Source organism: Streptosporangium sp. NPDC051023, from assembly GCF_040689595.1.
GTDB lineage: Bacteria > Actinomycetota > Actinomycetes > Streptosporangiales > Streptosporangiaceae > Streptosporangium.
Window position 1 is genome coordinate 1 of sequence record NZ_JBFBCE010000101.1, and the last position, 13737, is coordinate 13737.

At 68.4% G+C, this 13737-nt stretch carries 14 protein-coding genes; 2 read left to right on the forward strand and 12 right to left on the reverse strand.

Annotation, left to right across the window (positions count from 1 at the left end; translation table 11 throughout):
- Window positions 1-150: 150 nt before the first annotated feature.
- Together AB0395_RS40965 and AB0395_RS40970 are read left to right on the forward strand one after the other, a co-directional pair.
- Complete coding sequence (locus AB0395_RS40965) at window positions 151-1188, forward strand: alpha/beta hydrolase (RefSeq protein WP_366291356.1); 1038 nt, start codon at window positions 151-153, stop codon at window positions 1186-1188.
- Window positions 1189-1338: 150 nt separating this feature from the next.
- On the forward strand, window positions 1339-1704 hold the full coding sequence (locus AB0395_RS40970; RefSeq protein WP_366291359.1) for a cupin domain-containing protein: 366 nt from the start codon (window positions 1339-1341) through the stop codon (window positions 1702-1704).
- A 96-nt stretch (window positions 1705-1800) separates the two neighbouring features.
- On the opposite strand, the gene AB0395_RS40975 is transcribed toward AB0395_RS40970, so the two are convergent.
- The 12 genes from AB0395_RS40975 to AB0395_RS41030 form a co-directional block, all read right to left on the reverse strand.
- Window positions 1801-2814 (reverse strand): oligopeptide/dipeptide ABC transporter ATP-binding protein, encoded by a 1014-nt coding sequence (locus tag AB0395_RS40975; RefSeq protein ID WP_366291362.1) that lies wholly within the window; start codon window positions 2812-2814, stop codon window positions 1801-1803.
- Between the two features lie 43 nt (window positions 2815-2857).
- On the reverse strand, window positions 2858-3907 hold the full coding sequence (locus AB0395_RS40980) for an ABC transporter ATP-binding protein (protein ID WP_366291365.1): 1050 nt from the start codon (window positions 3905-3907) through the stop codon (window positions 2858-2860).
- Between the two features lie 43 nt (window positions 3908-3950).
- A complete protein-coding gene (locus tag AB0395_RS40985) occupies window positions 3951-4862 on the reverse strand; it encodes an ABC transporter permease (RefSeq protein WP_366291368.1) in 912 nt (303 codons plus the stop codon).
- 94 nt (window positions 4863-4956) lie between these two features.
- Window positions 4957-5895, reverse strand: a complete 939-nt coding sequence (locus AB0395_RS40990; protein WP_366291370.1) for an ABC transporter permease — start codon at window positions 5893-5895, stop codon at window positions 4957-4959.
- Window positions 5895-6953, reverse strand: a complete 1059-nt coding sequence (locus tag AB0395_RS40995; RefSeq protein ID WP_366291372.1) for an LLM class F420-dependent oxidoreductase — start codon at window positions 6951-6953, stop codon at window positions 5895-5897. Before AB0395_RS40995 ends, AB0395_RS40990 begins: the two co-directional genes overlap by 1 nt.
- 39 nt (window positions 6954-6992) lie before the next feature.
- The gene (locus AB0395_RS41000; protein WP_366291375.1) at window positions 6993-7736 is read right to left on the reverse strand and encodes an enoyl-CoA hydratase/isomerase family protein; all 744 of its coding nucleotides are present in this window, start codon (window positions 7734-7736) and stop codon (window positions 6993-6995) included.
- 30 nt (window positions 7737-7766) lie between these two features.
- A complete protein-coding gene (locus AB0395_RS41005) occupies window positions 7767-9404 on the reverse strand; it encodes an ABC transporter substrate-binding protein (RefSeq protein ID WP_366291378.1) in 1638 nt (545 codons plus the stop codon).
- Window positions 9405-9578: 174 nt separating this feature from the next.
- The gene (locus AB0395_RS41010; RefSeq protein ID WP_366291381.1) at window positions 9579-10385 is read right to left on the reverse strand and encodes an enoyl-CoA hydratase/isomerase family protein; all 807 of its coding nucleotides are present in this window, start codon (window positions 10383-10385) and stop codon (window positions 9579-9581) included.
- A 61-nt stretch (window positions 10386-10446) separates the two neighbouring features.
- Window positions 10447-11376: a hypothetical protein gene (locus AB0395_RS41015; protein ID WP_366291384.1), complete on the reverse strand. Its 930-nt coding sequence runs from the start codon at window positions 11374-11376 to the stop codon at window positions 10447-10449.
- Window positions 11361-12074: a CoA-transferase gene (locus AB0395_RS41020; RefSeq protein WP_366291387.1), complete on the reverse strand. Its 714-nt coding sequence runs from the start codon at window positions 12072-12074 to the stop codon at window positions 11361-11363. Before AB0395_RS41020 ends, AB0395_RS41015 begins: the two co-directional genes overlap by 16 nt.
- 109 nt (window positions 12075-12183) lie before the next feature.
- Window positions 12184-12939, reverse strand: coding sequence for a 3-oxoacid CoA-transferase subunit A (locus AB0395_RS41025; RefSeq protein WP_366291390.1), 756 nt, complete (start codon window positions 12937-12939; stop codon window positions 12184-12186).
- The gene (locus AB0395_RS41030) at window positions 12936-13664 is read right to left on the reverse strand and encodes a GntR family transcriptional regulator (RefSeq protein ID WP_366291393.1); all 729 of its coding nucleotides are present in this window, start codon (window positions 13662-13664) and stop codon (window positions 12936-12938) included. The genes AB0395_RS41025 and AB0395_RS41030 overlap by 4 nt, the downstream gene beginning before the upstream one ends.
- Window positions 13665-13737: the final 73 nt, after the last annotated feature.

A 13737-nucleotide genomic window follows, 5' to 3' on the forward strand; every position in this document is an offset into this window, starting at 1 on the left:
GACGGCATATGCCGTCCGGCCCAGGTACCCACACCACCCAATCGGAAGTCTAATACATCACATCTAGTATATGCAAAGAATGGGATGAACAGCGGCAGGTCGAGCTCGCGGCCGTTTCCCCTGTCCGACATCCAAAGGAGTAGCCACCCGATGACCGTGACACCCGTCCCGTTCGACCCCGATCTCCTGCCCGTCTACCAGGCGCTCCACACCGGCGGGGGCCCGCCGCTCGGCCCGGAGACCGTACGCGCGCAGCGCGACGGCGGCGGGTTGATGACCAAGCCCATCGAGGAGATCCTCGGCGGCCGCCCGGTGGAGTTCGAGGACCGGGTGATCCCGGGCCCGGCCGGAGCCCCGGACCTCACCGTCTCCATCCTGCGCCCGAAGGGCGGGGTCACGACTCCGGCCGCGCTGTACAACATCCACGGCGGCGGGATGTGCATGGGCAACCGGTTCTGGTCCATGGAAAGCTTCGTGGAGCTCGTCGACATCTACGGGCTCGTCGCGGTCTCGGTCGAGTACCGGCTCGCACCCGAGCACCCGCATCCCGCACCGGTCGAGGACTGCTACGCGGGCCTCGTCTGGGTCTCCGAACACGCCGACGAACTGGGCTTCGACCCAGGACGGATCGTCGTGATGGGGCGCAGCGCGGGCGGCGGCCTCGCCGCGGGCGTGTCGCTGCTGGCGCGCGACCGGGGTGGGCCCGCCATCGCCGGGCAGGGGCTGTACTGCCCGATGATCGACGACCGGAACACCACGGCGTCGAGTTACCAGTACGACGGGATCGGCTGGTGGGACCGCAACAGCAACCTCTGGGGCTGGCGTTTCCTGCTGGGTGACGACGCGGGCGGCCCGGAGGTGTCCCCGTACGCCGCGCCGTCGCGGGCGACCGACCTGTCCGGTCTCCCGCCCGCCTACATCGACGCGGGCGCCTGCGAGGTGTTCCGCGACGAGGCCGTCGACTACGCGACACGCATCTGGGCGGTCGGCGGCCAGGCCGAGCTGCACATCTGGGCGGGGGCGTTCCACGGCTTCACGGAGCAGGCCCCCGACGCCACGGTCAGCCGGGCGTCGAAGGCCGCCCGCGACTCCTGGCTCGAGCGTGTCCTCGGCCTCCCCCGCGCGACCGCCCGGGAGGCCGAAAGCGGCCAGCCGGTCAGCACGCCGATCGGCGGGGCACACGGATGACGACGGCCACCGCCCTCGATATGCACCATATTTGACATGTGATATATCAAGTGTAGAATTCAAAAGAAGACGTCACGTAGCGCCGTCGTCGGCCCCGGCGAGGATCGGGGCCAGGCCGTCCGGCGATCCAGACGAAGTGAGGAGCGATCCATGACGCAGAACTTTCTCCCTGCAGAACTCGATTTGAGCGATGCGAAGCAGCGGCCGCTCGTGCCGCCGAGCGCCACGCCCATCGAGCCGGCTGAGATTCTCACCCGCAACCGCGTCCTGCACATCAGCGAGGACAAGAAATTCATCATCGGCCACTGGGAGTGCGCGCCGGGAGCGTCCCGTTGGGAGTACCCCAACCGGGAGGAGTCCATCTACGTGCTGTCCGGCAGCATGACCGTGCAGGAGGACGGCGGCGAACCCGTCAAGCTCACGCCCGGGTCGAGTGCGGTGTTCCCCATCGGCTGGAAGGGCACCTGGACCGTCCACGAGACCTTCCAGAAGGTGTACCACATCTACCGCCAATAGATCTGGCGCGTAGAAAGGCCCGGAAGCCGTACGGCTTCCGGGCCTTCGCCATTGTGCGCCTGGCACGGGCGGGTCGCCCGGGGGGGAAGTCCCCTTCTACTCGCGGACGGGAAAGTGGCAGGCGTTGAGTGCGCCGAGCCCGGTGCGGTCGAGCAGTCCGGGTTCCTCCTCCGCGCACACGTCGGCGGCCTTCCAGCACCGGGTGCGGAACCGGCAGCCGCTCGGCGGATCGGTCGGGCTGGGGACGTCGCCCTCAAGGATGATCTCTTTCCTGGAGCCGCGGGAGCTGACCTCAGCCGAGGGGATGGCGCTCAGCAGCGCCTGCGTGTACGGGTGGCCGGGATCGGACAGCACCTCCGGCCCTGCCTCGACGATCCGGCCCAGGTACATCACCAGCACGCGGTGGCTGACGGCGCGCACAACGGCCACGTCGTGCGCGATGAGCAGGTAGGACAGTCCCAGCTCGTCCTGCAGGTCCATGAGCAGGTTGATGATCTGGGCCTGGATCGACACGTCGAGCGCGGAGATCGGCTCGTCGAGCACCAGCACCCGCGGCTTCAGCGCGAGCGCACGCGCGATGCCGATGCGCTGCATCTGCCCGCCGGAGAACTCGTGCGGGAACCTGTTCGCGTACACGGGCTGGAGCCCGACCATCTCCAGGAGCTCTTCGGCCACGAACTTGTCCCGTTCGATCCCCTGCACGCGGAGGGGCTCCTCGATGATGTCCCGCACCCGCATCCGCGGGTTGACCGACGCGAACGGGTCCTGGAAGACGATCTGCACCTCCCGCCGCAGCATCCGCATCTGGCTCCGGCTCGCGGTCCTCAGGTCCATGCCCTTGTACCGGATGGACCCGGCGGTCGGGCGGACCAGCCCGACGAGCGACCGTGCGACGGTCGACTTGCCGCACCCCGACTCCCCGACGAGCGAGACGGTCTGGCCCTTGTCCAGCGTGAAGTCCACTCCGTCGACGGCGTACACCGTCTCGGCGTACTGGCCGCGTCTGCGCCTGCCGAGCGGAAAGTGGATCTTAAGTCCCTCGATCCGCAGCAGCTCCTCGCCGACCGGTTCCGTGGGGTCCACCACATCTTGCTGTGTGCTGTGGAACATGAGCTCAGACTCCTCACCGTCGAGCACGAGCGTGGGGGCACGCTCAGGGGGTGACCTCTTCAAGGAAGTGGCATGCGGACCGATGGTCGTCCGTCGGCGCCGGGCGCAGCTCCGGCTGTTCCAGGAGGCACCGCTCCCGGTCGCCGCGGAGGCTGCACCTGGGCGCGAAGGAGCATCCGGGGGGCAGGTCCGTCGGGTTGGGCGGAAGGCCGTGGATCGGCGTGAGCCGCCGCCGGACGGAGTCCGCCGGCAGCCGGCTCGGCGTGCACCGGAGCAGGCCGACGGTGTAGGGGTGCTTGGGGTTTCCGAGCACCTCCTCGACCGTGCCCATCTCGACCACCCGCCCCGCGTACATGACCAGGACGCGGTCGACGTTCTGCGCCACCAGGCCGATGTCGTGGGTGATCAGCATGATCCCGACGTTGGTGCGCTGCTGCACCTCGCGCAGCAGCCGCATGATCTGCGCCTGGATCGTGGCGTCGAGCGCGGTGGTCGGCTCGTCGGCGATGAGCACCTTCGGGTCGCAGCTCATGGCCATGGCGATCATCACCCGCTGCCGCATGCCGCCGGACAGCTCGTGCGGATACTGCCGGGCGCGCCGCTCCGGCGCCGGCACCCCGACGGCCGCGAGCAGCTCGACGGCCCGGCGCCGGGCCGCCTCCTTGTCGGCCTTCGACGGCCTGCGCTGATGGGTCAGGATCCCCTCGGCGATCTGCGCTCCGATCCGATGGACGGGGTTGAGCGAGGTCATCGGGTCCTGGAAGATCATTGCTATGTCCGACCCGCTCGCCGCCCGCAGGCTGCGGCGATCGAGCGCCAGCAGGTTCTTCCCGCCCACCCAGATCTCGCCGGACACGACCTTGCCCGGGGGCTGCGGGATCAGCCCGAGGGCCGACATCGCGGTCACGCTCTTGCCCGACCCGGACTCGCCGACGATCCCCAGCGTCTCCCCGGCACGCAGGTCGAAGCTCACATCGGTCACCGCCGCCACGGTCCCGCGCTTGGTGGTGAACACCGTCGTCAGGTTCCGCACGGACAGGCATCCGTCCGACGCCGGGGTCTGCGGACGGTCGTGGATTTCGGATTCGGTCATGTCGGTCATCGACACACCTTCGGGTCGGCCGGTCTCCGGCAGGTCAATTGTTCGCGGTCCGGGGATCCAGGGCATCCCGCAGTCCGTCACCGAGGAGATTGAAGCCCAGGGCGGCGATGAAGATCGCCAATCCGGGCACCAGCGAGAACAACGGGTCTGTCTGCAGGTAGGTGGTGCCGTCGCGGAGCATTCCACCCCACGTGGCCGTGGGCGGCGGCAGGCCGAGGCCGAGGAAGCTCAAGCCCGCCTCGATCCGGATCGTCACGGCCGCGGTCATGCTGGCGATGACCACCATCTCGCCGCGCAGGTTGGGCCAGATGTGCTTGTACAGGATCCACGGCGCCCGCGCCCCGAACACGATGCTGCTCTTCACGAACTCCCGCTCCCTGAACGCCAGGGTGGGACCGTGCGCGAGCCGTGCGAACACCGGGACGATCCCGATCACGATCGCCAGCGTGATGTTCCAGGTTCCCTGCCCGAACAGGGCGACGAAGAGCAGGGCGAGGATGAGCCCGGGGAACGCCATCAGCACGTCGACGATCCACATGATCACGCGCTCGGTCTTCCCCCGGAAGTAGCCGGCGATCATCCCGACCGGAACACCCACCGCCATTCCCAGCAGCACCGACGACACCCCGATGATCATCGAGGCTTGAGTGCCGTGGATCAGCCGCGTGTAGATGTCCCGGCCGAACTGGTCGCGGCCGAGCCAGTGTTCGGCACTTGGCGGCTCCAGCTGGGCCGTCAGATCCTGGTGCGCCGGGTCCTGAGAGGTGAACAGGGTCGGAAAGAGCGCGACGAACACCAGAAAGGCGATTATCAGCCCGCCGATGACCAGCAGCGGATTGAGCCTGCGCAGTCTCCGCCTCCGGGGCTTCGAGGCATCTCGTGAGCCACCCTTGCCCGGCGGGGGGACGTCGGCTGTCACCACCGCTCCCGAGTCGTTCGTCGTCATGCTCGTACCGGCATTCGTGTCGTCTCGACGTCACTCGGGCGCCGAGGGCTGGGGATACAGAGCGGCCGGAGATTTATCGGATTCATGGGGGACCTCACGCCGTCTTGGTTCGGGGGTCGAGGACGTGGTAGAAGGCGTCGACGGCCGCGTTCACGAGGACGATCACCGTGGTGACCACGATGATGCAGCCCTGCACGGTCGTGTAGTCACGTGCCTGCATGGCGTTGACCATCAGGCTGCCCAGCCCCGGGCGGGCGAACACCGTCTCGATGAGCACCGCGTCCCCCACCAGGGTGATGAACGAGATGCCGGTGATCGGGACGAGCGGAAGCGAGCCGGGCTGGAGCACGTGGCGCACCAGGACGCGGCCCTCCCGCACCCCTTTCGCCCGCGCCGTACGGACGTGGTTCTCCCCGATGACCTCGACCATGAGCGAGCGGGTGACCCGGGAGAGGAAGGCGGTGCTCACGATCCCCATGGCCAGCGCGGGCAACAGGATGCGTTGCAGGTTCGAGCCGAGCTCCGTGAAGGGGGCGACCCCGTTGGTCGGCAGGCCGAGCGGCAGCGCGATGAACAGGACCAGCAGCACGGCGACGAAGAAGCTCGGGAAGGACAGCCCGATCAGCGACAGGACCCGCCCGACGACGTCGGGCGACCTGTCCTTCCACACCGCTTCCACGATGCCGAGGGTGATCCCGCCGAGATTGCCGATGATGAGCGCCGCCACAGCGAGCTCGAGCGTGTGCGGGAGCACACTCAGGATCGTCTCGCTCACCGGCAGGCCGTTGGTGAGCGACTCGCCGAGGTTGCCCTGGGCGAGCTGCGTCAGGAACTTCCAGTACTGCAGGAACACCGGGTCGGTGAGCCCGAGCTTCTCGTTGAGCCGCGCCACCGCGTCCGGGGACGCGTCCTGGCCCAGCATGGCCACGGCGGGACCGCCGGGGGTGAGCCGGATCAGGAAGAAGACGGCGGTGGAAACCACCGCCAGGGTCAGCAGCAACCGCCCGAACAGCTTCAGGAAGTAGCGTGCCATCAGCCGTTCTCCGCTCGTGAGGCCACGGGTGCGCCGCAGGCGGCTCGCGATGCCGCGAACACGTCGGCGAGCACGGGAAGGTTCCGCACGGAGGTCCGTGCGATGAGCGTCGTGGCGACGCAGTTGTGCCACCGCGTCTCGAGGTCCCGCTGGACTTTCTCGGGTGGGCCGACCAGCGCGATCGCCTCGACCATCTCCGTGGGCACAGCGGCCGCCATGCCCTCGCGATCACGGGCCTTGAACCGCTCGATGATCTCCTTGCACGGCTCCTCGAAGCCGAGCCTGGCGATGGAGTTGTAGTGGAAGTTCATGCCTTCCGCGCCGTTGGCCGCGACCTGGAAGGCGATGCCCGGCCGGAGCTGGTCGGCGGCCGTCTCGACGTCCGGCCCGAACGCGACGAACACGCCGGGAGCCACCTCGAAGTTCTCGGGGCGCCCTCCCGGCCTGCGGCGGAAACCGATCTCGAGGCGTTCCCGGTACCAGTGGTCGAACTCCGGGGAGAAGTTCGTCGGCAGCCAGCCGTCGGCGATCTCGGCGGCCAGCGAGATGTTCTTCGGCCCCTCCGCGCCCAGGTAGATGGGGATGTCGGTGCGGGCGTCCCGGATACCCGTGCGGATCGAGCGCCCTAACCCGGTTCCGCCGGTCACCGGGAGCTTGTAGATCTCGCCGCGGTGGGCGACCCGCTCCCGCGCGAACGTGTCACGCATGATCGTGACGTACTCGCGGGTCCACCGCAGCGGCCGTTCGAAGGGCATCCCGTACCACCCCTCGACCACCTGCGGGCCGGACAACCCCAGACCGACGACCACGCGCCCGCCGGAGAGCCGGTCCAGCGTCATGGCGGCCATCGCGGTCGCGGTCGGGGCGCGGGCCGCCATCTGCGCGACGCCCGTGCCGAGACGCATCGTCCGGGTCTTGGCGCCCCACCAGGCCAGGGGGGTGAAGGAGTCGGTGCCGTACGACTCCGACGTCCACCCCGACTCGTAACCCGCGGCCTCGGCGACCTCGGCGGCGTCGGCACCCAGCGTGTAGATCGAGCAGGCGAGCCTATCGATCACTTGGTGCTCCTTCCGGCCCGACCAGCACCCGCGGCGTGGTCACCACTGGAAGTTCGCCTCGTTCTCCCGCCTCGCCAGCTGCGCGGTGCGCATGACCCGGTAGCCCGCCTGGACGGCGGCGCCGTAGGGGATCTCTGCGGATTCGTAGAAGAACCTCTTCGCCATGTGCACCGCGTAGGTCGGGTTCGCCGCGATCTGCCGCGCCACCTCCATGGCTCGTTCCTCGAGCCGCTCAGCGGGCACGACCTCGTTCACGATGCCGATCCGCAGGGCCTCGTCCGCCGGCACGCGTCGGCCGGTGACGAGCATCGACATCGCCGCCCGCGTGCCGACGACCTCGCGCAGCCGCGGGATGCCGTTGCCCTGGACGAGGCCGTGCGTGACCTCCGGGTGCCCGAACACGGCGTCCTCGCTCGCGATCACGAGGTCGGTGAGGTTCACGACCAGCGTCCCGAGACCCAGCGCGTAGCCCTGCACCGCCGCGATGATCACGGGCCGTGCGTACCGGAAATTGTGCGACATCTCGGTGCCGGTGGACACCTCGAACGAGGGCGTCCGACTCTGCCCTAGCTGGTTGCCCAGCTCGCTGAGGTCGGTGCCGCCGCAGAACGCCCGGCCCTCGGCCCGCAGCACGACCGCGCGGCAGTCCTGCAGCTCATCGCCGGTGAGCACCGCCGCCAACTGCCGGTGCATCTCGAAGTTGAACGCGTTGAGCTTCTCCGGCCGATTCAGCGTGATGACGCCGACACCATCGGTCACGACCTGGAATTCGACCTCGGCCACTACAGCACCTCTCTTCCGCACAGCACGGGATCAGCAGTTGTTCGCTTGGGCTTCGACGGTGGCCTTGTAACTCGGCTGCCAGTTGCCGGGAATCGTGGCCGGCGGCTCGACGCCGCCCATGGTGAACCCGCAGACCGCACCGTATGCCTGGTAGGCCACGAAGAGCGGCTTCGCCGCGGCGTCCGCGAGGATCTTGTCGTTGATCTCCTGCCACAGCCGCGCCTGCTCCGCGGAGTCGGACGTCTCGGACGCCTTCTCGATCAGGGCGTCGGCCCCGTCGTATCCGCCGAAGTTCTGCGCCGGGTGCTTACCGCCCCGTACGGCCGAGGGTCCGTAGAAGAAGTCCGTGAACGGGATCTGCGGCGTGGGCCGGTAGGAGATGAGAGTGAGCATGAGCGGCTCCTGACCACTCATGATCGCCGTCTGCCAGGTGGGCACGTCCACGCTCTTGATCTTGACGTTGACGCCGACCTCCTTCATCTGGGCCTGAAGGACCTGGAAGGTGGTCGCGTTGCTGGGCGCGGTGACGGTGACGTCGAAGCCGTTGGGATATCCCGCCGCTGCGAGCATCTGACGCGCCTTCGCCAGGTCGAAGTTGTAGGCCAGGCCGGCCTGCTCCACGTGCGAGTCGGGGATTCCGCCCGGCAGCTGGGCCCCCCACACGCTGAGCGTCGGCTTCGCGGTCCGCTGCCCGGTCAAGGCCACGTAGTCGGCGCGGTTCACCGCGTACGCCAGCGCCTTGCGCACCTCTGGATTGGCGGTCGGGCCGACCTTCGTGTTGAACAGCAGGTACCAGGTGCCGAAGAGCGGAGCCTCGACGACCTTGAACCCCTTCCGGGAGTCGATGACCTCGAGGCCCTTGTCACCGGTCGCGGTGGGCGCCGCGACGTCGAGGTCGCCGCCGAACAAGGCGGCCTGCCGGGCCGTGTCGTCCGCCATGAACCGGATGTCCCACCCGGCGGACAGCGGCTTGCCCAGGTAGTAGTCGTCGTTCGCCAGCAACTTGATGCGCTGGCCCGGGGTCCAGCTCTCGAACTTGAACGGCCCCGGCCCCACCGGATGCTTGCCGAAGTCCTCGCCTTCGGCTTCCACCGCCTTCTTGCACACCACGAGCCCGCCCTGCCAGTTCGAGATCGTCGGCAGGAACGCGGCGGGTGAAACCGGGTGCTTCATCGTCACCTTCACGGTGCCGGCGTCCACCGCCTCGACCGTGTCATAGGCGGCGAACACCGAGGCGAACGTCGACGTTTCGGGGTTGGCCGCCCGCTTCAGCGAGAACACCACGTCGTCGGACGTCAGGTCGTACGCCGGGGTCTTCTGGCCTGCGGGGCACTTCACTCCCGCGCGGAGCGCGATCGTCCAGACCTGCTTGCCGTCCTGCGTCGTGGGCTGTGGGATCTCCTTCGCGATCCCCGCCTCGAACGGCGCCGTCGCGTTGCCCGACTGATAACGGACGAGGCCGTCGAACAGCATCATCGACAGGCTGCGGTCGACCGGCTGTACGGCGCGGACCGGGTCCATCGTCGTGATGCCCTCGGTGGCCACGCCCCATCGGATGGTCGGCCGCTCCTGTGTCGTCGAACCGCTGCCACCACAGCTGGTGACCGCCAAGACCGCGACGAGCGCGGCAGGGGCGACCAGGCGGGTTTGAAGTCCGCTTACCTTCATCGTTCACTCCCATGTCTCGGGCACTGACCCGATTCCGAAAGTCCAAGGAATTATTGATACGGGCCGTGCCGAGACGGCGGCGATCCCGTCCCCGATTGATAGAAACCGCGCTGGGTTGATTTCGCTTGCGGTGTATCTTTGAATGTTACACGTGAAATATCACATACGCAATGGTCATTCCGTCGTACGGATGACCGCCGCCGGGTTCCCCTGGCCGGTCGGCGCCCCCGCCGCCCCGTGGCCGCCGGACATCCCCTCGCGGGTCATCAGGCTGACGTCGCGGGCGTACTCGAAAGCGTGGTCGTAATCGAGCTCCTGGACGGCCCGGAAGACCCGCTTTGTGAGGCGGATCGCGGTCGGCGACTTCTCCGCCAGGGCCTGCGCGTAGCCGACGGCCTCGGTCATCAGGTCGGCGGCGGGAACGACCCGGGTGACCATGCCCATCGCGTGGGCCTCGGCCGCGTCGACGAAACGGCCGGAAAGCAGCAGGTCGAGGGCCTGGAGGCGCCCGACCACGCGGCTCAGGCCGACCGCCACCGTGACCGGGGCGATCCCGTGATTGGTCTCGGGATAGCTGAACCGCGCCGTGTCGGCCGCGATGACGACGTCGCACGACACCGCGAGCGCGCAACCGCCCCCCACGGCGAACCCGTTGACCGCGGCGATCACCGGCTTCGGCACCCGCGACAACCGCTCGTAGATCCGGTCGTTGTCGATCGCCTGCGCGTACCGGTCCCACAGGTCGTCCGGCCGGGGGCTCGTCCCGGCCTCCTTGAGGTCGGCGCCCGCCGAGAACGCGGGGCCGTTGCCGGTGATGACGATCGCGCCCACATCCGGGTCGGCGACGGCGTCGTCCACCGCCTGATGGAAGCGCCGCATCAGCTCGCTGTTCAGCGCATTGCGGACCTGGGGACGGTTGAGGGTGATCACGCGCACCCGGCCGTCGGTCCGGCACAGCACTACCTCTGCGTTGTCAGCCACTCGCTTTCTCCTGACGTCGATGGGACATGGCTGGAATCGGGAATCGGATGGATCTGCGCGGTCAGGAGCCGACGAGAAGGCGCACGGGGTTGTCCACGATGATGGATTCGATGACGTCGTCGGGAACCCCGGCCTTCCGCAGATCGGGCACGACCTGCTTCAGCACGTATGCGTATCCGGGTCCGCCCGCACTGCCGCGATCCCCCGGAATGCACACGTCATGGGAGATCAACAGGTGCGACGCCCAGCCCCGGCGGATGAACTCCACCATGTTGCGGATGCGCCGTTCCTGCTGGTGGGGGTTGCGGGGGCCGTTGCGGTCGTAGCTCACCAGCGCGCCGCGTTTCGCGAGCAGCTCGTGGTAGTCGAGGTAGGGATACATGTCGCAGTGGGCCACGGCGACCCGCCGCAGGTCGCAGCCCTCTTCCTCGAGCACGTCGAGCTGCCATCTCCCGACGTCGCTCTTCACCGCGTGCAGGACGAGCCCGAGACCGGTCTCCTTCTGGGCCCTGGCCGCAGCGCGCAGTACCCGCTCCTCGACCGCGGACAAGTAGCCGTGGTCGGCCCCGATCTCTCCGATCACGCCCGGCCGAATGCCGTGCACCCCGGTCCTGATGTCCTCGAGCAGGACCTCGGTCAGCTCCGCGACGCTGACCTTGTTCATGTCCTCCTCGTAGAAGGACTCGCGGTACCAGCCGCAGCCCATCACGATGTGCACGCCGGTCTGCTCCGACACCGAACGCAGCAGACCCGGGTTCCTCCCCAGGCCGTTGTTCGTGCAGTCGATGATCGTGCTGCCGCCCGCCGCCTTGAACTCCTTGAGGTCGGCAACGGCGTCCTCGGACTCGTCCAGGGTTGGATCGGGCCGCGGCCGGTCCTTGATGAGGTCGCAGACCACGTGTTCGTGCGGCAGGATCCGCCCCAGTTCCGACGCCGAGACCGGGCCGCGCACGGTCTCGACGGTCCGGCCGCCCGCTATGCCGCGTTCCACAGGTCATTCCTGTCGCTCTTGAGCGTCACCTCGGCGATGCCCTCCGGTGCGGCCACGAGCTCCACCTCGGTGAGCCGCTGGGCGTCCTCGAGGCTCCAGCCGGGCACGAGCTCGCGTACGATCGCCCTGCCGTCCTCCAGGTCGATCACGCCGATGTCGGTGACCAGCCGGTCGACGCATCGCGGCGCGGTCATCTCCATGTCGAGCCGGTTGACGAACCGCCGCGGGCGCGGCAGCAGCTGCATGGCGACGACCACTCGCCGGGCGCAGAACGCGAGGTCCTGGGCACCGCCGATCGCGCCCGCCACCGCCCCGGGCAGCCAGAAGTTGGCGAGGTCGCCCTGCACGCTCACCTGGAACGCTCCGAGGATGGTCGCGTCGAGGTGGCCGCCCCTGATCAGGGCGAAGGACTCCGCGTGATCCATGACGACCATCCCGGGACGGGGGATGATCGGCTGCCGGCCCGCCGTGGCCAGCGACGGGTCGACCTCGTCCTGGGTGCGAGCCGTCCTGCCGTGCCCGAGGACGCCGTGCTCGCTGTGCAGCAGGATGTCCTCATCCTCGATGAAGAGGCTGCACAGCATGGGCACGCCGACGCCCAGGTTGATGACGTCTCCCTCACGGAAGTCCTGTGAGATGCGTCGCGCGATTCCGACCCTGGTCAGGGATGGCGCGGAGGGGGATTGAGTTGGCGTCATGGCCTGGCCGGGGGTCCGGGCGCAGTGTCCCCCGAACTCCTTTCCCGAGGGGATGGATTCACCCGAGGCCGCCCGACCGCCTCGGTCTTGGAACTCGCTGGACCGTTGGTCACCTCACCATGAGGCGCCTGTCGCTCAGTACGATCCGGTCCACGTACGGACTGGGAGTGACGATGTGCTGCGGGTCCAGATAGTCGACGACCTCCTCGACCTCCACGATCGTCACCTTGCCGCTGCCGGCCACGACGGGGTTCGTCGTCCGGGCGCCGTACCGGTAGATGAGGTTGCCGAACCGGTCGGCCTGGTATGCGGAGATGATGGCGAAATCGGGGCGGAGCGCCGTCTCGAGAACGTGCGGCACGCCGTCGAAATGACGGATGTCCTTGCCCTCACCGATCTTCGTGCCCGCGCCGACCGGGGTGTAAACGCCGCCGAGACCCGCGCGCCCGCAGCGCAGCCGCTCGCACAGGCTGCCCTGCCCGATCAGCTCGATCTCCACGTCACCCCGCCGGACGCCCGCCTCCAACGGCCCGTCGAAGTTCGAGTTGTTGAGCGACGAGAAGGTGGTGATCGCCTTGCTCACCTGGCCGAGCTCGGCGAGGTATCCGACGGGGTAGACGCCGTCCTCAGGCTCCGGGATGTACGGCTGGCCGCCCTGGTTGGCCCCGTACGACTGCGCGCCGGCGCGGCCGCGCCCTGACTCGCACGCGATGATCGTCAGGTCGCGCAGGTCGCGCTCGGCGATTGCCTTGATCAGCGTGCTCGGGACACCGGGCACTCCGACAAAGCCGCCGAAAGCAATCATGGCGCCGCTTTCGATGTCGGCAACGGCCTCGGCCGCCGACTCCACGACCTTGTTGATCATCTGTCACCTTCCATGCGTTTCGACAGCTTTGAGTAGGCGGTGGGCGCCGGGTCGCCGTTCGGCTGCGCCGTCACCACGAGAAGGCGCACCCGTGCGGTGGCGTCCAGCATGTGGTTCTGCATAGCGGTGTAGGCGGCGTCGGGGTCACCGGCCTCGATTGCCTCCGCGATGGGACGGTGCTGAGCCGCAGACTCGGTGAGCCTGCCGGGCTGGCTGAGGTTGCGGAACCGCAGCAGGCGTACGCGCCCGTCGAGCACCGCGAACGAGTCCCGCAACCCGTCGCTCCGGGCCATCGCGAGCAGGGCTTCGCGGCGTTCTTCCAGCGCCCGCACATATTCCTGGACGTCGTTGGAGTGAGCCAGCCGTTCGAGCTCGTCGTAGGTTCCGCGAAACGCGGCACGTTGCTCCGGGGTGCCGCGTACGGCGGCCCACGCGGCCATCATGGGTTCCAGCGCGGTCTTGATCTGGTAGACGTCGGTGATCTCCTGCGGGCTGATCTCCCGGACGAAGACGCCGACGCGCGGGGCGATGGTGACGAGACCCTCCACGCTCAACTGCTGCAGAGCGTCACGCACCGGTGTCCGGGACACGCCGAACCGCTCAGCGAGTTCGTCGGTCGAGATCCGCTCACCGGAGGTCACCGTGCCGTTGTGGATCAGCGCGCGGATCTCTTCGATGACGACGTCCTTCGCCGAGAGAACACGAAGTCTCAGGGAAGTGCGCATGAACTCAAGTGTGAGCGCTGATGTACTACATGTCAAGGATCAGCATCCCAGCGCCGCTCGATGAGTCGTTCCG